At 70.2% G+C, this 23,903-nt stretch carries 20 protein-coding genes and 1 pseudogene; 1 reads left to right on the forward strand and 20 read right to left on the reverse strand.

Going from position 1 to position 23,903, the window contains the following annotated elements:
* Positions 1 to 63: 63 nt before the first annotated feature.
* The 16 genes and pseudogenes from F3T56_RS20595 to F3T56_RS20670 form a co-directional block, all read right to left on the reverse strand.
* Positions 64 to 1,083: a sugar phosphate isomerase/epimerase family protein gene (locus F3T56_RS20595; protein WP_149826672.1), complete on the reverse strand. Its 1,020-nt coding sequence runs from the start codon at positions 1,081 to 1,083 to the stop codon at positions 64 to 66.
* Positions 1,084 to 1,160: 77 nt separating this feature from the next.
* Positions 1,161 to 1,572: pseudogene (locus F3T56_RS20600) on the reverse strand (alkaline phosphatase family protein); the annotation flags it as partial.
* A 61-nt stretch (positions 1,573 to 1,633) separates the two neighbouring features.
* Positions 1,634 to 2,803 (reverse strand): metabolite traffic protein EboE, encoded by a 1,170-nt coding sequence (gene eboE, locus F3T56_RS20605; RefSeq protein WP_149826673.1) that lies wholly within the window; start codon positions 2,801 to 2,803, stop codon positions 1,634 to 1,636.
* A gap of 3 nt (positions 2,804 to 2,806) precedes the next feature.
* A complete protein-coding gene (locus F3T56_RS20610) occupies positions 2,807 to 3,655 on the reverse strand; it encodes a TatD family hydrolase (RefSeq protein ID WP_149826674.1) in 849 nt (282 codons plus the stop codon).
* On the reverse strand, positions 3,655 to 4,338 hold the full coding sequence (locus F3T56_RS20615) for an EboA domain-containing protein (RefSeq protein WP_149826675.1): 684 nt from the start codon (positions 4,336 to 4,338) through the stop codon (positions 3,655 to 3,657). The genes F3T56_RS20610 and F3T56_RS20615 overlap by 1 nt, the downstream gene beginning before the upstream one ends.
* Before the next feature lie 181 nt (positions 4,339 to 4,519).
* Positions 4,520 to 5,914, reverse strand: a complete 1,395-nt coding sequence (locus F3T56_RS20620) for a ThuA domain-containing protein (protein WP_149826676.1) — start codon at positions 5,912 to 5,914, stop codon at positions 4,520 to 4,522.
* Positions 5,915 to 5,923: 9 nt separating this feature from the next.
* Positions 5,924 to 8,431, reverse strand: a complete 2,508-nt coding sequence (locus F3T56_RS20625) for a PQQ-dependent sugar dehydrogenase (RefSeq protein WP_149826677.1) — start codon at positions 8,429 to 8,431, stop codon at positions 5,924 to 5,926.
* 102 nt (positions 8,432 to 8,533) lie between these two features.
* Complete coding sequence (locus tag F3T56_RS20630) at positions 8,534 to 9,538, reverse strand: sugar phosphate isomerase/epimerase family protein (protein WP_149826678.1); 1,005 nt, start codon at positions 9,536 to 9,538, stop codon at positions 8,534 to 8,536.
* 24 nt (positions 9,539 to 9,562) lie between these two features.
* Complete coding sequence (locus tag F3T56_RS20635; RefSeq protein ID WP_149826679.1) at positions 9,563 to 10,888, reverse strand: Gfo/Idh/MocA family protein; 1,326 nt, start codon at positions 10,886 to 10,888, stop codon at positions 9,563 to 9,565.
* Positions 10,889 to 10,971: 83 nt separating this feature from the next.
* Complete coding sequence (locus tag F3T56_RS20640; RefSeq protein ID WP_149826680.1) at positions 10,972 to 12,009, reverse strand: substrate-binding domain-containing protein; 1,038 nt, start codon at positions 12,007 to 12,009, stop codon at positions 10,972 to 10,974.
* Positions 12,010 to 12,047: 38 nt separating this feature from the next.
* Positions 12,048 to 13,067 carry an ABC transporter permease gene (locus F3T56_RS20645; protein WP_149826681.1) on the reverse strand — a complete coding sequence of 340 codons (1,020 nt, stop codon included), beginning with the start codon at positions 13,065 to 13,067 and terminating at the stop codon, positions 12,048 to 12,050.
* Positions 13,064 to 14,611 carry a sugar ABC transporter ATP-binding protein gene (locus F3T56_RS20650; RefSeq protein WP_149826682.1) on the reverse strand — a complete coding sequence of 516 codons (1,548 nt, stop codon included), beginning with the start codon at positions 14,609 to 14,611 and terminating at the stop codon, positions 13,064 to 13,066. Before F3T56_RS20650 ends, F3T56_RS20645 begins: the two co-directional genes overlap by 4 nt.
* A 120-nt stretch (positions 14,612 to 14,731) precedes the next feature.
* The gene (locus F3T56_RS20655) at positions 14,732 to 15,913 is read right to left on the reverse strand and encodes an ROK family transcriptional regulator (RefSeq protein WP_149826759.1); all 1,182 of its coding nucleotides are present in this window, start codon (positions 15,911 to 15,913) and stop codon (positions 14,732 to 14,734) included.
* A gap of 187 nt (positions 15,914 to 16,100) precedes the next feature.
* Positions 16,101 to 17,174 (reverse strand): maleylacetate reductase, encoded by a 1,074-nt coding sequence (locus F3T56_RS20660; protein WP_425473593.1) that lies wholly within the window; start codon positions 17,172 to 17,174, stop codon positions 16,101 to 16,103.
* The gene (locus F3T56_RS20665; RefSeq protein ID WP_149826683.1) at positions 17,171 to 18,064 is read right to left on the reverse strand and encodes an intradiol ring-cleavage dioxygenase; all 894 of its coding nucleotides are present in this window, start codon (positions 18,062 to 18,064) and stop codon (positions 17,171 to 17,173) included. Before F3T56_RS20665 ends, F3T56_RS20660 begins: the two co-directional genes overlap by 4 nt.
* A 74-nt stretch (positions 18,065 to 18,138) precedes the next feature.
* Entirely contained in the window at positions 18,139 to 19,305 is a 1,167-nt protein-coding gene (locus F3T56_RS20670; protein ID WP_149826684.1) for an iron-containing alcohol dehydrogenase, read from the reverse strand.
* Between the two features lie 75 nt (positions 19,306 to 19,380).
* On the opposite strand from F3T56_RS20670, the gene F3T56_RS20675 reads away from it, so the two are divergent.
* A complete protein-coding gene (locus tag F3T56_RS20675) occupies positions 19,381 to 20,277 on the forward strand; it encodes a LysR family transcriptional regulator (RefSeq protein WP_149826685.1) in 897 nt (298 codons plus the stop codon).
* 27 nt (positions 20,278 to 20,304) lie between these two features.
* Here the strand turns inward: F3T56_RS20675 and F3T56_RS20680 are convergent, their stop codons facing one another.
* From F3T56_RS20680 to F3T56_RS20690, 4 genes are all read right to left on the reverse strand, one after another.
* A complete protein-coding gene (locus F3T56_RS20680; protein WP_172639047.1) occupies positions 20,305 to 20,979 on the reverse strand; it encodes a GntR family transcriptional regulator in 675 nt (224 codons plus the stop codon).
* Between the two features lie 180 nt (positions 20,980 to 21,159).
* The gene (locus F3T56_RS20685; RefSeq protein WP_149826687.1) at positions 21,160 to 22,098 is read right to left on the reverse strand and encodes a beta-ketoacyl-ACP synthase III; all 939 of its coding nucleotides are present in this window, start codon (positions 22,096 to 22,098) and stop codon (positions 21,160 to 21,162) included.
* A 139-nt stretch (positions 22,099 to 22,237) separates the two neighbouring features.
* Complete coding sequence (locus tag F3T56_RS46280; protein ID WP_172639048.1) at positions 22,238 to 22,375, reverse strand: MFS transporter small subunit; 138 nt, start codon at positions 22,373 to 22,375, stop codon at positions 22,238 to 22,240.
* Positions 22,341 to 23,675 carry an OFA family MFS transporter gene (locus F3T56_RS20690; RefSeq protein WP_149826688.1) on the reverse strand — a complete coding sequence of 445 codons (1,335 nt, stop codon included), beginning with the start codon at positions 23,673 to 23,675 and terminating at the stop codon, positions 22,341 to 22,343. Before F3T56_RS20690 ends, F3T56_RS46280 begins: the two co-directional genes overlap by 35 nt.
* Positions 23,676 to 23,903: the final 228 nt, after the last annotated feature.

Below are 23,903 nucleotides of genomic sequence, written 5' to 3' on the forward strand. Positions count from 1 at the left end.
CCCCGTGGTCTCGCACCACGGGGCGGCCGCCTGCTGCCGTTGGCGTACGCCTTCGGCCCTCGGTCAGCACTTCTCCCGCAGGGAGTGCAGGTGCTCGCTGGAGCGGCGGGCGAAGGTGAAGGACTCGGTGGGGTTGTCGTGTTCGGCCTGCCAGTGGTGGGCGAGGCGGTGGCCCCTCAGCCGGGTGACGGCCGAGATGAACTTCTGGTAGTCGATGTCGCCGTCGCCGACATCCACCATGCGGTAGCCGAACGGGTTCGACGGGTCGCTCTCACCGTCCTTGACGTGGAAGAGCGGGTAGCGGTTCGGGCGCCTGAGGACGTAGTCGAGGGGCTCGAAGGGCGCGGGCGTGCCGTCGGGGCGCTTGGAGAAGCGGAACTGGGCCACGTACGCCCAGAAGATGTCCATCTCCAGGTAGACGAGACCGGGGTCGGTCTCGCGGAGCAGGACGTCGTAGAGGCGGACATGCGGCTGGTCCGTGGCGAAGGAGAACTCCTCGGAGTGGTTGTGCTGGTAGAACTTCATGCCGCGCGCCTTGGCCGCCGCGCCGTAGGTGTTGAACTCCTCGGCGGCCCGCTTCATCGCGTCGACGGTGGTGCCGTAGCGGAAGGGGCCGGCGGCGGTGCCGATGTGTTTGAGGCCGAGGGCCTGGGCGTCGTCGAGGACCTTGGTGAGGTTCTGGGCGAAGGTGTATGCGTTCGGGTCGTTGGAGTAGTAGCCGACGTGGCTGCCGATCGGGGTCAGGCCGTGGTTGCGGGCCAGTCGCTTGAGCTGGGCGAGGGTGATGGGGCCCGCGGAGCCCTGGGTGTAGCCGGCGAACTCGACCTCGTCGTAGCCGTACTTCTCCAACTCGGCGAAGACGGGCGCGAAGCCGAGGGTGGAGACCTTGTCGCGCAGGCTGTAGAGCTGGATGCCTAGTCGGCCGGGCGGGAGGACGGGGCGGCCTCTGCCGGTCGCCGCCGTGGCGGGAGTTGCCGTGGCGCCCAGCAGGGCGGCAGCCGTGGCGCCGGCGGCCACGCCGAGCATGCCTCTTCTGCTGAGGCGATGGGTGAGTTCTGGATCTGTCTGGCGGGTGCGGCTCATTGCTGGAGCTCCTCTGCGTGGGCGGGCGTTGTCAGTGGTGAGTGCTTCACTTGTGACCAGTGAGGACTTCTGGCGAGTCAGGAGAGACCGGCCAGTTGGAGCAGGAGTGCTTTCACATCGGTGGCCGCGACACGGTCACCGACAGCGCGGGGGGAGGAGCAGATGATGAGCGGACCGTCGTCGTCGCTCATGGGCAGGCGGCCGTGGCTGCCGCGAATAGGCGAAGGGGCCAGGGGCACGACCGCCATGCGGTAGCGCCGCGAAGTCGGGCGCGCGGGCGTCGGCGAGCCAGTAGTAGTACGTGAACCAGGCGTCCGGCTCCGCGACGGCGACGAGTTCGCCGGAGCGCGGATGGTCGAGGTGGTGCGCCTTCTTCCCCTCGTCGTCGAGGAGTTGGTCGTGGTCGGCGACCGCGAAGGCCCTTGAGGCCATCGGGTCGAGGTACTCCATGCCGTCCTGTGTGTGCACATCGAGGAGGGCGGCGCGGCGCGGGGGCGCGGTTGATGGCGCACACGGCGGGCCGCCGGGTCGGCGGAGGCTTCCTGTCGGCTCATGGCAGCTCCTTGAGGCCGAGGTCCGTCAACAGGTCGCGGGCGAGGTCGAGTTCGGCGGCGATGCCATCGGCGAGTTGGGTGCGGCCGCGGGGGCGGAGTTCGGGTGGGAGGGCCTGCCAGGTGTAGGTCTCGACCTCCAGATGGCGGGTGAGCGGGTGGGCGCCGCCGACCAGATGGGTCAGGGCGGCCTTGAGTTCGGGGAGTGTGGAGGTGAGGGGCGCGGTGGGGGCCGCATGGAGGGGGACGTGGAAGTGGGCGCGCCAGGGGGACGCGTCGGGCAGGGCGTCGCCCGCGAGGGCTTCGCCGAGGTCGTCGGTGCCGCGTAGGCCGGCGGCGGTGGAGGTGCGGGTCTGGTGCAGGAAGCGGGGCTCGTCGAAGGCGGCGAGGGCTTCGCGGACGTCGGGGAGATCGGGGTGGTCGGCGTGGAGGGCGGCTGAGAGCTGGGATTTGACGATGGGGACGTCGGCTCGGGTGAGCGCGTCCAGGGCGGTGTGCGGGTCTTCGAAGGAGGTGGCGAGGTGGCAGGTGTCGACGCAGATGCCGATGCGGTGGTGGCCGATGTCGGTGAGCGGGCCGATGGCGTCGGCGGTGGTTTCGATGATGCAGCCGGGTTCGGGTTCCAGGCCGACGCGGATGGAGCGGCCGGTCAGTTCCGCCACGGCGTCGAGGCGTTCGGCGAGGGTGAGCAGAGCCGTGCGGGCCCAGGCGGCGGCCGTGTCGTCGTAGGCGGTGCGCCAGGCGAGGGGCAGGGTGGAGATGGTGCCCTCGGTGACGTCGTCGGGGAGGAGTCCGGCCAGGACGCGGGCGAGGGAGGTGGTGTGGTCGAGGCGTTCGGGGTCGGCCCAGTCCGGCTTGTAGACGCGGTACTTGACCTCCTCGGCTCCGAAGCCGTCGTACGGGAAGCCGTTGAGGGTGACGACTTCGAGGCCGCGCCGGTCGAGTTCGGTGCGCAGGGCGCGCAGGGCGGACGGGTCGGTCACCAGGGCGTGGGCGGCGTCCTTGGCCAGCCACAGGCCGATGCCGAGGCGGTCGCGGCCGAGGCGTCGGCGTACGGGTTCGCAGTGGTCGCGGAGCTGGGCGAGGACGCCGTCGAGGGTCTCGGCCGGGTGCACATTGGTGCAGTAGGCGAGGTGGACGGTGGTGCCGTCGGGGTGGCGGAAGCGCATGGGTCACTCCCCGCCGCGCAGGATGCTGTTGCCCTCGTGGGTGGCGTCGGTCGCGGTGACGTCGAGGGAGAGGCGGCCGCTGAGCCCGTAGAAGGCGACCGGGTTGCGCCACAGCACCAGGTCCACGTCGTCCTCGTCGAAGCCGGCGGCGAGCAGGGCGTCGCCGACCCGGCGGGTCTTGAGGGGGTCGCTTCTGCCCCAGTCGGCGGCGGAGTTGACCAGCACCTTCTCCGGGCCGAACGTCTTGATGACGGCGACCATGCGTTCCTCGTCCATCTTGGTGTCCGGATAGACGGAGAAGCCGAGCCAACTGCCGCTGTCCTTGGCCTCCTTGACGGTGGTCTCGTTGAGGTGGTCGAGGAGCACCCGCTCGACCGGGAGGGCCGAGGCGCGCACGGCGTCGAGGGTGCGGCGCAGGCCGGCCAGTTTGTCGCGGTGCGGGGTGTGCACCAGGGCGGGCAGGCCGTGGTCGGCGGCCAGTTGCAGCTGGTGTTCGAGGGCGAGGTCCTCGGCCGGGGTCATGGAGTCGTAGCCGATCTCTCCCACGGCCACGACCTGGTCCTTGAGCAGGTAGCGGGGCAGGTGGTCCAGGACGGGGGTGCAGTGGGGGTCGTTCGCCTCTTTGGGGTTGAGGGCGAGGGCGCAGTGGTGGGCGATGCCGTACTGGGCGGCGCGGAAGGGCTCCCAGCCCAGCAGGGAGTCGAAGTAGTCGATGAAGGAGGCGGGAGAGGTACGAGGCTGGCCCAGCCAGAAGGCCGGCTCGACGACCGCGCGGACGCCCGCCTCGTGCATCGCCTCGTAGTCGTCGGTGGTGCGTGACGTCATGTGGATGTGGGGGTCGAAGATGCGCATCAGGTCTCCTTGCCGTCGAGGCCGTTCTCGTCGGCCGGTGGGGGCGCGGTCAGGGCCAGGACGCGGTACAGGTCCTCGGGTACGGGACGGCCCGCGGCGGTGCGTTCGTCGGCATAGTCGCCGAGCATGCGGGCCAGTTCGGTGTCGCCATGGGCACGACGGGCCAGGTCGGCGATCTCGTCGACGGGCACGCCGGTGAAGAGGCACTTCAGGACGGCGTGCCGCCAGTGGTGTGGGGCCAGGTGGCGGGCGGCGTACGGGCCGAGGGCGGCGGCGACGAGACGGGTGTCGTTGGTGCGCAGGGCGTCCTCGACGAGGTGCAGGGCGTCGGGGCCGGGCACGAGGTGGGGCAGGGCGTGCAGGACGGCTCGGCGTTCGTCGGCGGTGCCCTGGCGGTAGACCCGGGTGAGCGCGTCGGTGTCGGCGCGGGCCGCGTGCAGGATCAGGACGCGGACGGCGTCGGCGTACTCGGTACCGCAGCGTCGGCCCGCCTCGGCGAGCCGCAGCTCCCAGACCGAGATGGGCCCATGGGTGCCCGGATGGTCGGCGGCCTCGTCGAGAGCTCCGCCCAGCCAGGCGCGGCGGGTGTCCGCGAGGTGGGCGTTCAGGTGGCCGCGCAGGTCGGAGGGGGTGGCGAGGGCCGGGTGGGTTGTCGGAGGGGCCGACGTGCGGTGGTGGATCACGAGGCGCTCCCGTTCGGGGACGACGGCGAGGGACGTGAGCCGTCCGGAGTCGCGCTGGTCCGGTCGGCGGTGCGACCGGTTGTGCGGTCGGACCGGGGAAGGGACAGGTGGCCGCTTGTGCGGTCGGAGCTGGGACAGGAAGGTGGCGGGCGGGGGTCCGGCGTCGCCCGCCCGCCACCGGTCAGTCGCCCGGGGGCGAGACCGCGGAGTGGGCGGCTCGGTCGGGCAGTTCCTTGATGCGGATGTCGCGGAAGGACACCTGGTCGTCGGCGCCGTGGTTCTGGATGCCGATGTGTCCGTCGCGCAGGCTCCGAGCCGGGTCGGTGCTGGTGAAATCGTTGATCTTCACGCCGTTGAGCCAGACGCGGAGGCGTTCGCCCTCCACGCGGATCTCGTACGTGTTCCACTCCCCCGGCGGGTTCAGCGCGCGGTCGCGCTCTCTGATGTCGGCGGACCGGAAGCCGTAGACGGACCCGGTGGTCCTGTCGGGTGTGTCGGTGGCGTCGATCTGGATCTCGTAGCCGTTGTTCACGGCCGACCACGGGTCGTCCGAGGGCGGGAAGCCCACGAACACACCGGAGTTGTCGTCACCCGAGGCGCCGGCCATCTTCCAGTCGAGCTTCAGGGAGTACGAGCCGAAGCCCGAGGCGGCGTACCAGAGCATGCCCATGCCGCCGCTCGACGTCAGCGTGCCGTCGTCGGACAGGGTGAAGGAGCCCGGGCCCGCCTGTCGCCAGCCGTCCAGCGAAGCCGCCGTGCCCTCGAAGAGCGGCCGGTAGCCGTTCTCCGGGCGGCAGTCGGCCTGGGACTCACCGATCGCCCATCGGATACCGCCCAGCAGGTGCTGCCGGAAGGCGGGTTCGGCGAACGATTCCTTGGTGTGACCGCCTCCGGTGTAGAAGGCGCGGCCGCCCTGGTAGTTCTGGCACCAGGCGATCGGGTGGTCGCCGTTCATGGTGCCGCCGCTGTACGACGACTCGTCGAGCGAGGCGAGGACATGGGCCCGGTCGCGGGGATTGGAGCGGTAGTTGTACCACTCGTCCGTACGGTTCCAGGTCGCGCCCAGGCCCGAGGTCGCCGGGTGGGCGTGGTCCTCGACGTCGACCGTCGCCGGCTGGATCGCGGGGTGCGACTGGAAGTACGCGCCCGCGAGTCCGCCGTAGAAGGCCCAGTCGTACTCGGTGTCGGCGGCCGCGTGGATGCCCACGTACGCCCCGCCGCGCTTGATGTACCGCTCGAACGCGCCCTGTTGGGCCTCGTTGAGGACGTCACCCGTCGTCGACAGGAACGCCACGGCGTCGTAGCGCCCGAGGTTCCGGGCGGTGAAGGCGGTCGCATCCTCCGTGGCCTCGACCGTGAAGCCGTGTGCGGCACCCAGCTCCCGTACGGCCGCGATCCCCTCGGGGATCGAGTCGTGCCGGAAGCCCGCGGTCTTGGAGAACACCAGCACCCGGGGCTCGGCGGAGTGGTCCGTACGGGATCCGCCCGTCTCATCGGACACGGCCGGGCCCGACACGCAGCCGATCAGCAGAGCTGCGGCGCCCACAGCGGTCCATATGCGTGTGTTCGTTCGCATAGCAGCCCCTCACCTCGTCGTGAAGGTGTAGTCGTCCACGTCGAACAGGGCACCCGAGTCGCTCCCCTTGAACACCAGGAAGAGGGTGGTGGTGCCGCGCGGTGCGCGGGACAGGTCGGCGGTGACGTCCTGGAAGTTCTCCCAGCCGCCGGTCACCGGCACCGTCGCGGCACCGAGGAGACGGCCGGTCGGAGAGCCCGCGCGGACCTCCAGTTTGCCGCCGGCGCCTCCGGAGGAGATGCGCGCGGTGATCTTCGTGGCGTTGGAGAGGACGTACGGCTTGAAGGAGATCCAGTCGCCGTTCGAGATGTCGCCGACCGTCTTGCCACCGTGTGCCGTGTCCTTCGACTGCACCGTGATGCCGAAGGAGTCGCCGTAGTGCTCGGCCTGGCGGTGCTTGGGCTGGACGACGTGTCGGTCGTGGGTGGTCAGCGGGGCCTGGCCGCCGCCTCCACCGTCGGTGTACTCGGCGTCGAAGACCCCGAAGATGTTGGCGTTCTCGTCGTGGCCGCCGTCGGCGCTGGTCTGGATGGTGCCGGTGCAGCCGTTGGCGGAGGTCACGGGGTGGCCGTGGCTGTCATGGCCGAGGATGAAGGTGACCTTGACCTTCGAGCAGTCGATCGGACGGCCGTCCTCCGGGTCGCTCACCTTCACCTTGAACGGCACGGCGTCCCCGAAGGCGAACAGCTGTCCGTCCTGTGGGAGTTGAAGCTCGACCTTGGGCGCGGTGTTGCCGACGACGATCCGCACACCGGCGCTGCCGGTGCGACCGGAGGGGTCCTTCGCGGTCAGGGTCGCCGTGTAGGTGCCGTTCTTCTTGTACGTGTGGCTGGGGTTCGCGGCCGTGGAGGTGCCGCCGTCGCCGAAGTCCCAGCTGTAGGTGAGAGCGTCGCCGTCCTGGTCACTGGTGCCCTCGGAGGAGAAGCGCACCTTGAGCTTCGCCTGCCCGGACGTACGGTCGGCGGCGGCCTGGGCGACCGGGGAGTGGCCGTCGGTGGCGTTCTCGATGCGGTACAGCGCGGAGTGCTCGTCGCCGCCGAACCAGGAGACGCCGTAGTCGAGGACGTACAGCGCGCCGTCCGGGCCGAAGGCCATGTCCATGATCTGGGTGCCGGTCCAGGGGACGGAGTTGATGGACTGCACGGTGCCGTCCGCGTCCGAAGTGATCCGCTTGATCCAGCGGCGGCCGAACTCACCGGCGAAGAAGTCGCCGTCGTACGCCTCCGGGAACTTCACCGGGGAGTCGAGCGAGGCGTCGTAGTGGTAGACCGGGCCGCCCATCGGGGACTCGGAGCCGTCGCCGAACTCCGGGACGGAGGAGCCGTCGTACGGGATCCAGGCGGGCTCGGCGGGCGGCAGGTCGGTGAGGCCGGTGTTGTTCGGCGAGGTGTTCTTGGGGGCCGAGCAGTCGAAGGCCGTGCCCGAGGCGCCGGTGGCGAAGTCGTAGTCGATGTAGGCGTCGTTGTCGCCGGTGCAGTACGGCCAGCCGAAGTTGCCGGGCTTGGTGACACGGGCGAACTCGACCTGGCCGGCCGGGCCGCGCGAGGGGTTGGCGGCGCCGGCGTCGGGGCCGTACTCGCCGACGTACAGAACGCCGGTTTCCTTGTCGACGCTGAAGCGGAACGGGTTGCGGAAGCCCATCGCGTAGATCTCGGGGCGCGTCTTGTCCGTACCCGGCGCGAAGAGGTTGCCGTCGGGGACGGCGTACGAGCCGTCGGCGTTGACCTTGATGCGCAGGATCTTGCCGCGCAGGTCGTTGGTGTTGGCGGAGGTGCGCTGGGCGTCGAAGGCCGGGTTGCGGTTGGCGCGCTCGTCGATGGGCGTGAAACCGTCCGACTGGAACGGGTTGCTGTCGTCGCCCGTCGACAGGTACAGGTTGCCCGCCGCGTCGAAGTCGATGTCGCCGCCGACGTGGCAGCAGATGCCGCGGGAGGCCGGGACGTCGAGGATCTTCGTCTCGCTGGCCGTGTCGAGGGTGCCGTCCGCCTTCAGGACGAAGCGGGAGAGCCGGTTGACGCCGTCGAAGGGGGCGAAGTCGGCGGCGGTGCCGGTCTCGGGGGCGTCGCCCGCGGGGGTGTTCAGCGGGGGCGCGTAGTAGAGGTAGATGAAGCGGTTGTCGGCGAAGCCGGGGTCGACGCCGATGCCCTGCAGGCCCTCCTCGTCGTGGGAGTACACGTCGAGCTTGCCCGCGAGTTTGGTGTTGCCCGCCGCGTCGGTCAGCCGCAGCTCACCGTCGCGGGAGGTGTGCAGGACCGACCGGTCGGGGAGGACGGCGAGCGACATGGGCTCGCCCGTCTCCGGTTCGCCCTTGGCGAGCGTGACCTGCTGGAAGTCCTCGGCCGCAGCGGCCTGCGGGGCGGCCTCGGCAGCGGCGGCCTCGGCCGCGCCCGCAGCGGGCGAGGTGAGCGAGAGCGAGGCGCCCGCGAGCAGCAGACCGCTCAGCAGTGCGAGGGGGCCGCGAACCCTCCGGCGTCCGAAGTGGCTGGTGGGATGTCTGTTGTCGTCGTACGGGTGCACGAAATGCCTCCAGAGAGGGGCCGGTCGTACGGAGGTGTACGGGTGTGTGCGGTACGCCGGGGTGCGCCGTCACCCCGGAAGACACAAGGGGGCCGTACGGCCCTAGTCGTTGCCGCCGAACGCCGCGTCGAAGGAGGCCGACGGCGGTTCGAAGTCGTACGCCTTGAGGCGGGTCAGGGCCTCGGGGGCGCCCTGCAGCCGGTCCATGCCGGCGTCCTCCCACTCGACGGAGATGGGACCCCGGTAGTCGATGGAGCGCAGCATGCGGAAGACGTCCTCCCAGGGGACGTCACCGTGCCCGGCGGACACGAAGTCCCAGCCGCGGCGCGGATCGCCCCAGGGCAGGTGCGAGCCGAGACGGCCGCCCCGGCCATCGAGCCGCTTGCGGGCCTCCTTGCAGTCGACGTGGTAGATCCGGTCGCGGAAGTCCCACAGGAAGCCGACCGGGTCGAGGTCCTGCCACACGAAGTGCGAAGGATCGAAGTTCAGGCCGAAGGCGGGCCGCCGGTCGACCGCCTCCAGGGCGCGCTGCGTCGTCCAGTAGTCGTACGCGATCTCGCTCGGATGGACCTCGTGCGCGAACCGCACGCCCTGGGCGTCGAAGACGTCGAGGATCGGGTTCCAGCGCGTCGCGAAGTCCTCGTAGCCGTGCTCGATCATGGATTCGGGGGCGGGCGGGAACATGGCTACCAGATGCCAGATGGCGGAGCCGGTGAAGCCGATGACGGTGTCGACGCCGAAGGCGGCCGCGGCCCGTGCCGTGTCGGCCATCTCGGCCGCGGCCCGCTGCCGTACGCCTTCGGGCTCGCCGTCGCCCCAGATACGGGCGGGAAGGATGGCGCGGTGGCGTTCGTCGATGATGGCGTCGCACACCGCCTGGCCCACGAGGTGGTTGGAGACGGCCCAGCACTTCAGGCCGTACTTCTCCAGGAGTTGGTGGCGCGAGTCGAGATACGACGGGTCGGCGAGGGCCTTGTCGACCTCGAAGTGGTCGCCCCAGCAGGCGAGTTCGAGTCCGTCGTAGCCGAAGTCGCGGGCGAGTCGACAGACCTCTTCGAGGGACAGGTCGGCCCACTGGCCGGTGAAGAGAGTGAAGTTGCGCGGCATTGCCGTGGCCTCCTCGGACCGGAGTCAGACCGCTGTCGGGGTATGGGTCGGGGTGTAGACGGAGTTCTTCTCGGCGCTCTCCTCCACCGCCGCGAGCACGCGCTGCACTTGGAGTCCGTCGGCGAAGGACGGCTCGGGCCGGGTTCCCTTCGCGATGGCCTGCACCAGGTCACGGGCCTGGTGGACGAAGGTGTGCTCGTAGCCGAGGCCGTGGCCCGGCGGCCACCAGGCGTCCAGGTAGGGGTGGTCGGGCTCGGTGACGAGGATGCGGCGGAAGCCGGCGCGGGCGCCGGGTTCGGTGTGGTCGTGGTAAGAGAGTTCGTTGAGCCGTTCCAGATCGAAGGCCAACGAACCGTGTTCGCCGTTGAGTTCGATGCGCAGTGCGTTCTTGCGGCCGGTGGCGAACCGGGTCGCCTCGAAGGAGGCGACGGCGCCGGAGGCGAACCGGCCGGTGAACAGGGCCGCGTCGTCGACGGTGACCGCGCCTCGGCCGGCCGTGCCCCCGGAGGACGCCAGACCGCTGGACGCCCCCGCGGGCAGGGGCCGCTCCCGTACGAAGGTCTCGGTCAGCGCCGACACCCCGACCACCGGCTCCCCTGCCAGATACTGCGCGAGGTCGACGATGTGCGCGCCGAGGTCGCCGAGCGCCCCCGACCCCGCCGACTCCTTGCGCAGCCGCCAGGTCAGCGGAAACTCCGGGTCCACGAGCCAGTCCTGAAGGTACGTCACCCGTACGTGCCGCAGGGCGCCCAGCCGTCCCTCGGCGACCATACGGCGGGCGAGCGCGGTGGCGGGCACCCGGCGGTAGTTGAAGCCGACCATCGCCAACTGGCCGCGCCCGTACGCCCCTTCGGCCGCGGCCGTCATCGCCTCCGCCTCCTCTACGGTGTTGGCGAGCGGCTTCTCGCAGAGCACGTGCTTGCCCGCGGCGAGGGCGGCGAGGGCGATCTCGGCATGGCTGTCGCCGGGGGTGCAGATGTCGACGAGGTCGATGTCGTCCCTGGCGACCAGCTCCCGCCAGTCGGTCTCGGTCGCCGCCCAGCCGTGCCGGTCGGCCATGGCCCGCACCGCATCGCCGTCCCGCCCGCAGACCGCCGCGAGCACGGGGCTGAGCGGCAGTTCGAAGACACGGCCCGCGGTGCGCCAGCCCTGGGAGTGCGCGGCCCCCATGAAGGCGTACCCGACCATGCCGACCCGCAGCGGAGGCTTGTCCGGACCACCGGCGAGCCCGGCGCGCCAGGCATCGGCCACAGCCCCGGTCCCGGCGCCACCACCGGCCCCCCCGGCATCGGGTCCCGCGGCTGCTGACTCCTCCGCCTCGGCCTGGTCGGGCTGCTGCGGCTGTCCCATGGGTGTGTCCTCCTCGTGGTCGCGGCGCGGTGGGGGGTGGGGCCTGCCTTGGTCGCGTGGGCGGGCCCGTCCGGCGGGACTCGTCACTTGAAGCCGGTGGGCATGTACTGGTCGACGTTGTCCTTGTCGACGACGGCCGAGTAGAGCGTGAGCGAGGCCGGGATCTCGAACTCGGCGAGGCCGCCGACGCCCTTGCCCTGGCCGAGGGCGCGGGCGAGGTCGATCGCGGAGGCGGCCATGGTCGGCGGGTAGAGGACGGTGGCCTTCAACACCCCGTCGTCCTGCTTGATGGCCTGGAAGGCGGACAGGGCGCCCGCGCCGCCGACCATCAGGAAGTCGTCGCGTCCCGCCTGCTCGATGGCGCGCAGGGCGCCGACGCCCTGGTCGTCGTCGTGGTTCCAGAGGGCGTCGAAGTCCGACTGGGCCTGGAGGAGTTGGGCCATCTTCGCCTGGCCCGACTCCACAGTGAACTCGGCCGCCTGCCGGGCCACCTTCTTGATGTTCGGGTAGTTCTTGAGCGCGTCGTCGAAGCCTTTGGTGCGCTGCTGGGTCAGCTCCAGGTTGTCGAGTCCGGCCAGCTCGATGACGCGGGCGTCGCCCTTGTCCTTGAGTTGCTCCCCGATGTAGTGCCCGGCGTTGAGGCCCATGCCGTAGTTGTCGCCGCCGATCCAACAGCGGTACGCCTGCGGTGAGTTGAAGATCCGGTCGAGGTTGACGACGGGGATGCCGGCGCGCATCGCCTTCAGGCCGACCTGCGTGAGCGCCTTGCCGTCGGCGGGCAGGACGACCAGGACGTCGACCTTCTTGTTGATGAGGGTCTCGATCTGGCCGATCTGCTGGGCGGTGTCGTTGGATCCCTCGGTGATCTCCAGGGTGACGTCCTCGTACCGCTCCGCGCGGCTCTTGGCGTTCTCGTTGATCGCGTTGAGCCAGCCGTGGTCGGCCTGCGGTCCGGCGAAGCCGATGGTGACCGCCTTGCCGGGCTTGTCGTCGGCGGCCGACTGTTCGTTGGCGGCGGGATCGTCGCTGGACTCGTTGCTGGTGCAACCGGCGAGGAGGGCGCCGGCCGAGACGGCGGCGGTCCCGAAGAGCAGTCCTCTGCGGCTCGTGAGGTGTGCCATGGCGTTGGGCCCTTCCCTTGTCGGACGTGTCGGACGTGTCAGGTCGTGCTCGCCGTACGTCGCTGGACCAGCACCGCGGCGACGATGATCGCGCCCTTGGCGATCTGCTGGACATCGCTCTGGAGGTTGTTGAGCGCGAAGATGTTGGTGATCGTGGTGAAGATCAGGACGCCTAGGACGGAGCCCGTAATGGTGCCTCGGCCGCCGCTGAGCAGGGTTCCGCCGATGATCGCGGCGGCGATGGCGTCGAGTTCGTAGAGGTTGCCGTTGGTGTTCTGGCCCGACCCGGACAGCACGATCAGCAGGAACGCGGCGATGCCGCAGCACAGCCCCGAGAGCAGGTACAGATACAGCCGCTGTCGGCGTACGTCGATACCCGCCAGCCGGGCCGCCTCCGCGTTGCCGCCGACGGCGACCGTGCGCCGGCCGAAGGTCGTACGGTTCAGCAGCAGCCAGCCAATGATCGTCACGACCGCGAAGACGAGGACGAGCGGCGGGATACCGAGGACGTACGCGTCGCGCTCGCCGAGGTCCAGGATGCCCTCGACGGTGACGACCTGCGTGCTGCCGTCGGTGATCTGGAGGGCGAGACCGCGGGCCGAGGCGAGCATGGCGAGGGTGGCGATGAAGGGGACCATCCCGCCGTACGCGATGAGCAGTCCGTTCACCAGGCCGCACCCGACGCCGACGATCACCGCGGTGAAGAGGATGCCGCCGAAGCCGTACTCCTGGGTGGCGACCGTCGTCGCCCAGACGGAGGCCAGCGCCACGATCGCGCCGACCGACAGGTCGATGCCGCCGGAGGTGATGACGAAGGTCATGCCGACGGTGACGACACCGATCACCGAGGCCTGGGTGAGGACGAGTTGGAGGTTGCGGGTGTCGAGGAACTCGTCCGGCTTGGTGATGCCGCCGATGACGATCAGCGCGGCGAGGACACCGAGGAGCGAGAGGGTGCGGACGTCGGCGCGGAACACGAGTGCGCGCCAGGCGGGCGGTTCGCTGACCGGTGTCACCTTGTCGGGGCCGCCCCGGGGCGGGGACACGGGCTGGGTCATGACGCCGGGCTCCCTTCTGTGGCCACGGGGCTTCCTTCCATCACGAGGTCGAGTACGCGGTGTTCGTCGAGTTCACGGGCGGGCGCGGTGTGGACGACGCGGCCCTCGCGCAGTACGAGCACCCGGTCGGCGAGGCCGAGGACCTCGGGCACCTCGCTGGAGACCAGCAGCACGGCGAGCCCCTCGTCGGCGAGGCGGCGCACGACGGCGTACAGCTCGGCGCGGGCGCCCACGTCGACGCCCCGGGTCGGCTCGTCCAGCAGCAGCACCTTGCAGCCGCGCAGCAGCCAGCGGGCGAGGACGGCTTTCTGCTGGTTGCCGCCGGAGAGGGTGCGCACCGGCACGGAGGTGTTGTCCGGGCGCAGTGACAGCTCCCGGGTCGCGGCCCGCGCGGCCCGGTGCTCGGCGCCCCGGTCGATCCAGCCTCCGCGCGAGAAGCGGGACATGGACGACACGGAGACGTTCCTGGTGACGGACTCCAGCATCAGCAGCGCCTGCGCCTTGCGCTCCTCAGGGGCGAGTCCGAGTCCGGCCCGTACGGCGGCCCGTACGCTGCCCGTCCTCAACTGCCGGCCGTCCACGATCACTTGACCGGCGGTGGGCTTGCGGGCGCCGTAGATCGTCTCCAGGATCTCGGACCGCCCGGAGCCGACGAGCCCGGCGAGGCCGACGATCTCGCCGGGCCGCACGTCCAGATCGAAGGGTTCGAACTCCCCCTCCCGTGCCAGCCCTCGCACCTCCAGTACGGGCGGGGCACCGGCCGGTGAAACGGGCGACGGCGGCCGGTCCGGGAAGACGTACTCGACGTTCCGGCCCGTCATCAGCGCCACGACCTCGCGCGTCGGCGTCGACTTCGCGGGCAGCCCGCCCGCCACGGCCCGCCCGTCCTTCAGTACGGTCACCCGGTCACCGATCCGCCGGATCTCCTCCAGGCGGTGCGAGATGTAGACGACGGCGACCCCGTCCGCCGTCAGGTCTCCGACGATCCTGAACAGGTTGTCGACCTCGTCCGGGTCGAGCGCGGCCGACGGCTCGTCCATGACGATGAGCCGTACGTCGTGGGAGAGCGCCCGGGCCATCGACACGATCTGCTGCTGGGCGGCGGACAACTCGCCCACCAGCCGGGCCGGATCGATCTCCGGGTGCCCGAGTCGCTTGAGCAGGGCGGCCGTCGACGCCCGCGCCGCCTTGCCTCGTACGACGAAACCGGCGGCCGTGGGTTCATGCCCGAGGTGGACGTTCTCGGCCACCGACAGGCCCTCCACCAGGTCGAGTTCCTGGTAGATGGTGGCGATGCCGAGGCGCATGGCGGCGATGGGTGAGCGGAGGACAACCGTTTCCCCGCGCCAGGTGATGGTGCCGCCGTCGGGCTGGTGGGCGCCGGAGAGGACCTTGATGAGCGTCGACTTGCCTGCGCCGTTCTGGCCGAGCAGACAGTGGACCTCTCCGGCCTGGACGTCGAGGTCGACGCCGTCGAGGGCCCGGACGCCGGGGAACGACTTGGTGATGCCGGACATGGTGAGCAGCGGTGGTTCTGGTGCCATGAGTTCCCCTTGGCGGGCGTGCGGGCCGGTTTCAGGGCGATGCGCGTGCGTGGGCAGGCGGGTTCAGGGCAGGGCGGTGCAGAACGGGTTGCCGTGCTGGTGTTCGTACGAACGGAGTGGTTACGCGGGTGAGAACAGGTGGTCGCTGATGAGGCGGGCCGCGCCGATGACTCCGGCGGTGGGGCCCAACTCGCCGAGGACGATGGGGAGGTTGCCGGTCGCGAGGGGCAGTGACTGGCGGTAGACCTGGGTGCGGATGGCGGCGAGCAGGGTGTGGCCGAGGCCGGTCACCCCGCCGCCGATCACCACCAGGCCGGGGTTGAAGAAGCTGACGAGTCCGGCGATGACCTGGCCGGTGCGGTTACCGCCCTCGCGGATCAGATCGAGGGCGGTGGCGTCACCGGCGGCGGCCGCGGCGGCGACGTCGATGGCGGTGAGGGTGCCGCCCGTCTCCAGACGGGACGCGAGTTCCGCCGAGAGGCCCTGCTGGGCGGCCTCCTTGGCGTCGCGGGCGAGGGCGGCCCCGCTGAAGTGGGCCTCCAGGCAGCCCCGGTTGCCGCAGGCGCAGGGGCGGCCGTCCGGTACGGCGAGGATGTGCCCGATGTCGCCGGCGCTGCCCGTCACCCCGCGGTGGACCTCGCCGCCGACGACGATGCCACAGCCGATGCCGGTGCCGATCTTGACGCAGAGGAAGTCGCCCACGGAACGGGCCACGCCCGCGTGCTGCTCCCCCATCGCCATCAGGTTCACGTCGTTGTCGACCATGACGGGGCAGCCGAGTTCCTGGCTGAGCGCCTCGCGCACCGGGAACCCGTCCCAGCCCGGCATGATCGGCGGGGCCACCGGGACGCCCTCGGGGAAGCGGACCGGTCCGGGGACGCCGATACCGGCGCCGTCGAACCCCTCCGCGAGTCCGGAGGCCTTCAACTTGGCGGCCATGGACAGGACTTGCTCGAAGACGGCGACCGGGCCGTCCCGTACGTCCATGGGCTGGTTGATGTGGCCGAGGATCTCCAACTCCGCGTTGGTGACGGCGACATCGATCGAGGTCGCGCCGATGTCGACGCCGAGGAAGCGGAGCGCGGGGGCGAGCCGGATGTTGTGCGAGCGGCGGCCGCCCCGGGAGGCGGCGAGGCCGTCGGCCACGACAAGGCCCGTCTCCAGGAGGCGGTCCACCTCCACGGCCAGCTTCGACCGGGAAAGATCGACCCGATCACCCAGTTGGGCGCGGGAGTTGGGGCCGCCGTCGCGCAGCAGGCGCAGCAGGCGGGCCTGATGCGCGTTCGCGGGTCGAGCCGTCATACGTCTCACGAGCCCCTCCCCGCCTCAACCGGCCTGCGTCCGTTGGGTTCCGGCCACCTCTGTGTGGCTTGCTTTCGCAGGGAACGTAGCAGCGGTCGCTGCGGCTGGGAAGAAGTTGCGCGGAGATTGGGCCCAACTTTCTCCACTCACAGGACAAAGAGTGACGCCGATACCGTGTGAACGCGGGTCACGAGGTCGGCGGTTCGCCGGCCCAGGCGCGGCTCAGGAGGTGGGTGAGGCCGTCCGCGGTGACCTGCCGTGGGTTGGCATAGGGGTGGGCCAGCGTCTGTTCGACGATCTGGCTGATGGCGTCCTTCTCCATGCCGAGTTCACGCAGCGATCCGGGGGCGCCCAGGCTCCGGGCGAGCTCCCACAAGGCCGAGGCCGGATCTGCGACCCCGCCCAATGCCCGTCGGAGTGCGGCGGCCGCTTCGGGGGCAGCGGGCTGGTTGTACGCGAGGGCGTGCGGCAGGACGACGGAGTGTGTCTCGGCGTGTGGCAGGTCGAGCGTGCCGCCGAGGGCGTGACACAGCTTGTGGTGCAGGGACATCGTGGTGGCACCGAGACAGGCCCCGCACAGCCACGCCCCGTACTGGGCGTCGGCCCGGGCCGGGAGGTCCTTGCCGTCCTGGACCACCGCGGGGAGGGCGGCGGCGAGCGAGCGCACTCCTTCCTCGGCCATGAGGCTGATGATCGGCGAGGCGTCCGGGGCATAGAGGGCCTCGACGGCGTGCGCGATCGCGTTCATGCCACTGGGCGCGGAGACAGCCGCCGGAAGGCTCAGCGTGAGTTCGGGGTCGTAGAGCACGCTGACGGGCAGGACTCGGGGATCCTTGCCGGTGCGCTTGCGACCGTGCTCGGTCAGCCCCCACACAGAGGTCATCTCCGAACCGGCGTATGTCGTGGGTACGGCGATGATCTTCAGACCGTGTTCCAGGGCGATGGCCTTGCCGAGCCCGATCGCCGAGCCGCCGCCGACCGCGACGCAGCCGTCGGCCCCCAGCTCCGCCACCCGGTCACGGGCTGCGGCGGCGGACTCGACCGGAACATGCATACGGGCGTGCGGATGGACTCCCACGGCACGGTCGCCGATCAGCTCGGCCACGGCCTCGCCGAGTGCCTGCTGGGGCGGGGAACACAGGACGAGGACGCGCCCCAGCCCGGCCCTGTCGATCTCGTCGGCCAGTCGGTTGAGCATGCCGGGTCCCATCACCACGCGCATGGGCAGCGACTGGTAGGTGAAGGTTCGTGCCTGGCTCACCGCTTGGCCTCCTGGCCGTCGTCGCTGAGGAGGGTGATGTCGAAGTGGACGGCGCGGTAGGGGTTGTCGAAGCCGAGTTCGGCGGCGCGGACGGGGTCGTCGACCTGGGCGAAGTCGCGCAGAAGGCTCTCCTTGACGCCGAAGACCACGTCGGAGCCGATGTAGGGGCAGTCCTTCACGAACAGATGGGTGATCAGCGGCCGATGGCCCTCGGCGCTCACCAGGAAGTGCACGTGCGCCGGCCGGTTCGGGTGGCGGTGCGTGGCCTCGAGCAGGCGGCCGACAGGCCCGTCGACCGGGATCGGGTAGTAGCGGGGCACGATGGAGCGGAACCAGAACTCGCCGTTGTCGTCCGTGGTGAACAGGCCACGGAGGTTGCGCTCGGGCTGGATATCGGGCTGCTGTACGTCGTAGAAGCCCTCGGCGTTCGCCTGCCAGACGTCGACGGTGGCATTCGCGATCGAGTCGCCCTTCTCGTCGGTGACGCGCCCGGTGACCAGGCACTGCTCGCCCTTGCCGTCCAGGGCGACGAGGTCGCCCGGCTCCCTGGGCGGTGAATCGACCATGTGGAACGGGCCGAGGACGGTGGACTCGGTGGCCAGTTCCAGTGAGCGATTGTTGATCGTCTCGACCAGCATGGAGACACCCAGCACGTCCGACAGGAGGATGAACTCCTGCCGGACATCGGTGCACGCCTGACCGGTCTCCGTGAGGAAGGCGATGGCCGCCTCCCACTCCTCATTCGTGAGCTCCACGTCCTTGACGAAGGCGTGCAGATGCCGGACGAGGGAGCTCAGGACCTGCCGCAGCCTCGGGTCCGTGTCCGAGCCGAAACTCTCGACGACGATCTCCGCGGACCTGTCCTCGGTGAACAGCGAAGGCGTGCTCATGGGACCCTCCAACCTTTCATGCGTAGCGTGTGCGTCTGGCGCCCGATCCCCGGGCTTCTGCCGCCGAAGCCGTGTCAGGGGCGGAGGGGGTTTCGCCCGTGGTAGGCGTTCTCCACGACGGCGGCGAGCACGTCCGGCTCCAACTCGGCGTCCTGGGCGGCCGTCTCGTCGCGCCGCAGGGCCTCCAGGGCGGCGTCCAGCCCGTCGAGCCCCATCCCCAGTTCCCGCAGGCTCTGCGGAGCGCCGACCTCGTGCGCGAGGTCGGTGATGCCCTGCACGGCGTCGTTGCGGCCGAGGGCCTCGGCGACACGGGCGAGAGCCAGCGGCCATTTCGCACCGGTCGCCGCGAGCAGGTGCGGCAGGACGACCGGGCGCACATCGGCGTGGCGCAGTCCGCAGGCCCGCTCCACGGCTTCGCAGAGACTGCGATGCGATCCCGGTGCGGTCACGGCGAGCGAGCCGGCGGTGAGGTACCCGCCGTACTGGGTTCGGGACCGGCCGACCAGGCCGTGGGGATGCAGGATCGCGTCCGGCATGCCGTCGGCGATCTGGCGGATCCCCTCCTCCGCCATCATCGCGGCGACCGGACTCGCGTCCGGCGTGCACAGGACGTCCACGCCGTGCGCGAGCGCGCGCATCGCGGACCGGGTGGTGACGTGGTCCGGAAGCCCCACGGTGAGGACCGGGTCGTAGATCACCACCCGCGAGGCCGCCGCTGACGGGTATGCGGCTGGTCCGGTCCCGCCAGGGGGTGAGGCCGGCGTGTCCGACGTATCCGGCGGGGAAACGAACTCCGCCCCGGCGTACGAGGTCGGCAGGGCAACCAGGGGAAGCTCCGCACGCAGTGCGGCCTGTCTGGCCGCGTGGATCACCGCACCGCTCCCGACGGCGACCAGGCAGTCGGCCTGCTCGCGCGCCGCGACCTCATAGGCCTGGGAGATCTGCCCCGCCGTCGACCGGCTCCGTGTGAACGCCAACGGCTTCGCGGGGCCACCCGGCATCGCCGCCGTGAGTGCGCCGGCCACCGCCTTCTGAGAGGCGGAGGCCAGGACGAGCACCGCCTTGGCGCCAAGACGTTCGAGTTCCGGCTGCAAGGACGTGCGGTGAGCGTCGACTGCGAACACGACCCTGACCGCGTGCACGTCGTGGGTGAAGCCCGCGACGACCTCCGACATCGATCTCGCCGTCACCAGGACCTTCTTCCGGTCGGCGCCTCCGCGCTCCTGTGAACGTTGCGTCACATGCTTGTGCTGCAGTATTGATCCTGTCCAATACTCGTTTCGCTCTCGATCTATAGGGTTGGCGAATACATCACTGTGGAACTGCGACAGCTCCAGTACTTCCTCGCCGTGGCCGAAGAGCTGAACTTCAGCAGGGCGGCGGACCGGCTCAACATGACTCAGCCGCCGCTGAGCGCTCAGATCCGCCAGCTCGAGGAAGAGCTGGACGTGGTCCTCTTCGAGCGGACCACGCGCAAAGTGAGACTCACGGCGGCAGGCCGTCACTTTCAGAAGAGCACGCGGGAACTCCTCGGCCAGCTGGACACGAACATCATGGACGCGAGGAGAGCGGCGAAAGGCGAGCGGGGCAGGCTGGCGCTCGGCTTCGTTCCCTCCGCGACCATCGAAACCCTTCCGCCCATCCTTCGCGATTTCCGGGCGAGATTCAGCGATGTGCGCCTTGATCTGCACGAACTCACCCCGGAGCGGCAGGTCTCCGGGCTGCGTGACGGATCGCTGGACTGCGCCTGCTTCTACCTTCCGTTCGCCGCGATGCATCCGTTCGGCGACCGGAACCTCCAGTCCGCGGCCATCTCCCGCGAACCTCTGGTAGCGGCGCTTCCGCCTGGTCACCGGCTTGCGGCGCAGCGGAAGATCGACATCGGCGAACTCGCCGAGGAACCGTTCGTGACGGTCAGCGGCCACACTGGCCAGGGCCTGCGTGAAATCATTCTGGAGCAGTGCCGTCGGGGCGGATTCGCGCCCCGCGTCGTTCAGGAGGCGGCCCTGATCCAGACCATCGCGGGGCTCGTGGCCAGCGGGGTCGGAGTCGCGCTCATTCCCTCGTCGGTGCGCCGCATCCAGAAGATCGGTGTCACCTATCGTGCGCTCCAGAACGAGCCGCTCAATGTCGAAATGGGGCTCGTCTGGATGCGGGAGAACAACAGCCCGGTGCTGGCCGGCTTCGTCGACGGCGCAACACAGGTCAGGTGAGGTGCCCCCGCGCCGCCGGGCGGCTGCTTACTTCTCGCGCTCGTGGTACGTCTTCCGCGTGTGCTCGGTGTGCGCCCGCATGACCTCCGTGGCCCTCTGTTCGTCGCGGGACGCGATCGCGGCGATCAGATCGCGGTGTTCGATCCAGGACTGGTGGCCGCGTTGGCGGGCGACGGGGGTGTAGTACCAGCGGACGCGGCGGTCGACCTGGGCGGCGAGTTCGGCGAGGACGGCGTTGCCCGCCAGCTCCATGACCTTGGCGTGGAAGTGGGCGTTCATCGCGACGGCCCCGTCGACGTCGTCGGCGTCGACGGCGCGCTCGCCCTCCGCGCAGAGTTCCTCCAGCGCCGCGATACCCGCCGTGCCGGCGTTCGCGGCGGCGAGGCCGGCCGCCTCGGCCTCCAACAGGGTGCGCACCGTGAGGAGTTGGTCGGCCTCCGCCTCGGTCGGCTCGTGCACGAAGGCGCCCTGGGCGGGCCGCAGGTCGACCCAGCCCTCGGTGTTGAGCCGCTGCAAGGCCTCGCGGACGGGCTGCCGGGACACCCCGAGGTGCCCGGCGAGCTCGCTCTCGACCAGGTGCTGGCCGGGGCGCAGGGCGCGCGTGGTGATGAGTTCGAGAAGTGCCTCGTAGACGCGGTCACGCAGTGGACCGGGGCGTTCGAGCCTGGGCACAGCCCCTTGCTGAAGTCCTGCCGACAACATCGCGGTCCCCCTCCAGAGCGCCACCAGGCACTGCAAACGGAAAGTCAATCAGAGGCAAGGCCATTCAGCGGCCAAGCCAGTATGAATTGTCTTTCGTCTACAGTCTACGACGCCGGTTCGCCAGGGGGACGGCGAGTTGGACTCGTCACAGTGCCCGGAACAGTGCCCGGTCGGCGGTGGTCACGGGCACCGGACGACCTGTCCCGCGTACGACAGGTTCCCGCCGAAGCCGAACAGCAGGACGGGGTCGCCGCTGGAGATCGCTCCGCGTTCGACGAGCTTGGAGAAGGCGAGCGGGATGCTCCCGGCCGAGGTGTTGCCGGACTCGGTGACGTCCCGCGCGACCACGGCGTTGACCGCGCCGATCTTCTCGGCGAGGGGTTCGATGATGCGCAGGTTGGCCTGGTGGAGGACGACCGCGGCGAGGTCGGCGGGCGCGAGCCCCGCCTTCTCGCAGGCGGCGCGGGCGATGGGCGGCAGCTTGGTGGTGGCCCAGCGGTAGACGCTCTGCCCTTCCTGCGCGAACCGCGCGGGCGTGCCCTCGATCCGTACGGCGTGCCCCATCTCGGGCACTGATCCCCACAGCACCGGACCGATGCCGGATGCGTGGGCGGCCTCGACGACGGCCGCGCCCGCCCCGTCCCCGACGAGGACGCAGGTCGTACGGTCCGTCCAGTCCGTGACCTCGGACATCTTGTCGGCGCCGATGACGAGCGCCCGGGTGGCCCCGCCCGCGCGTACGGCATGGTCGGCGGTGGCGAGGGCGTGGGTGAAGCCGGCACAGACGACGTTGAGGTCCATCGCGGCCGGGGAGGGGATGCCGAGCCGGCGCGCGACCCGGGCGGCCATGTTCGGGGAGCGGTCGACGGCCGTGGAGGTGGCGACGACGACCAGGTCGATGGCGTCCGGGCCGAGGCCGGCCGCAGCGAGCGCCTTGGCGGCGGCGTGCCCGGCGAGTTCGTCGACGGGCTCGTCGGGGCCCGCGATGTGCCGGGTGCGGATGCCCACTCGGCTCGTGATCCACTCGTCACTCGTGTCGACCATGCCCGCCAGGTCCTCGTTGGTGAGCACCTTGGCGGGCTGGTAGTGGCCGACGGCGGCGATCCGCGAGCCGTTCATGGGTGGGTCCCCCTCATAGCCTGTGGTCAGCGGGATTCACCAGTCTGATCAGTGACTCACGGGTACGAGGGCGGGTGAGGCGACAGTAATGACGGGCCCGGGTTGTGGGCTTCTGTCAGACCTCTGGACGTCCGAGCACTTACCCGGTGAACAATTGCGTGGCCTTGCGTACGAGTTCGTACAGTCCGTAACCGAGCGGTACCCCCACCCAGAGCCAGGCGAAGACGATCAGCGGCCGCCGGTCAGGCGGGTTCGGAGTGCTGTCGCTGGACGACATCGGCGGCCTCCTTCGGGGCGGGGATGTGGAATCGGGGGTTGACCGGCCGTACCAGCTCATTGGCGACGAAGCCGACAACGAGCAGCCCGATCATGATGAAGAAGGACATGCCGTAGAGGTCGGCGCCGTCCTTGCCCGCCTCCTCCTGCCGGTCCGCGATCCAGTTGACGATCAGCGGTCCTAGCACTCCGGCGGTGGACCAGGCGGTGAGCAGCCGGCCGTGGATGGCGCCGACCTGGTAGGTGCCGAAGAGATCCTTCAGGTAGGCGGGAATGGTCGCGAAGCCACCGCCGTAGAAGGACAGGATCACCAGGGCGCAGACGATGAACAGCGGCTTGGAGGAGTCGCCGAACTGCGCGATCATCAGGTACATCAGCGCGCCCACGCCCAGGTAGACGCGGTAGATGTTCTTGCGTCCGATCAGGTCGGACGTGGACGACCAGATGATGCGGCCCGCCATGTTGGCCGCCGAGAGCAGCGCGACGAAACCGGCGGCCGCGGTGACGGTGACCGGTGTGGAGGAATTGGCGAAGAAGTCCGTGATCATCGGCGCGGCCTTCTCCAGGATGCCGATGCCCGCGGAGACGTTCATGCAGAGGATGACCCACAGGCACCAGAACTGCGGGGTGCGGATGGCGTTGCGGGCGGAGACCTGCGGCCCCTCCAAGACACTCGGCCCGCTCTCGACCGGCTTCTCGCTGCGCGGCACCCGCACCAGCAGTACGCCGAGCAGCATGAACACGGCGTACGACAGTCCGTGCACGAGGAATGCGAGGGCGATGCCGGAGGAGTCGGAGCCGAAGGACTCCAGCATCTGGGCGGACCACGGCGAGGCGATGAGCGCGCCGCCGCCGAAGCCCATGATCGCGATACCGGTCGCCATGCCCGGCCTGTCCGGGAACCATTTGATCAGGGTCGAGACGGGCGAGATGTAGCCGATGCCGAGGCCGATGCCGCCGACGAAGCCGTAGCCGAAGACGATCAGCCAGTACTGCTCGGTGGCCGCGCCCAGCGAGGCGAGCAGAAAGCCGGAGGAGAAGCAGATCAGGGCCACGGTCATCGCCCAGCGCGGCCCGTTGCGCTCCACGAGCGTCCCGCCGAACGCGGCGGACAGACCGAGCATGACGATGCCGAGCTGGAAGGGCAGCGCGCTCTGCGTGCCGCTCAGACCGAGGGCCGATTCGAGCGGCGGCTTGAACACGCTCCAGGCGTATGCCTGTCCGATGGAGAGATGTACGGAGAGCGCGGCCGGGGGAACGAGCCAGCGGCTCCAGCCCGGGGGTGCGACGGGGGGACTCATGATCCCGGACGGTAGGGAGTGACAAGGGAGTTGAGAAGGCGGCGCGTCGACGGTATGCGATGAACGGTATCCACCGCGCGCCGAACGGTCGTTCCCCAGCCACCCCTGTCCGAGTAACGCCTTGTTCTGGGACTGCTTCAGTCGCTGCGCGAACCCTTGCTGGCCCAACTTCCATACTGTAGACAATATTTCATCGACAGAGTTCGGCAGTGTGCCATCTCCGCGGTA

Source organism: Streptomyces tailanensis (genome assembly GCF_008386495.1).
Taxonomy (GTDB): Bacteria; Actinomycetota; Actinomycetes; order Streptomycetales; family Streptomycetaceae; genus Streptomyces; species Streptomyces tailanensis.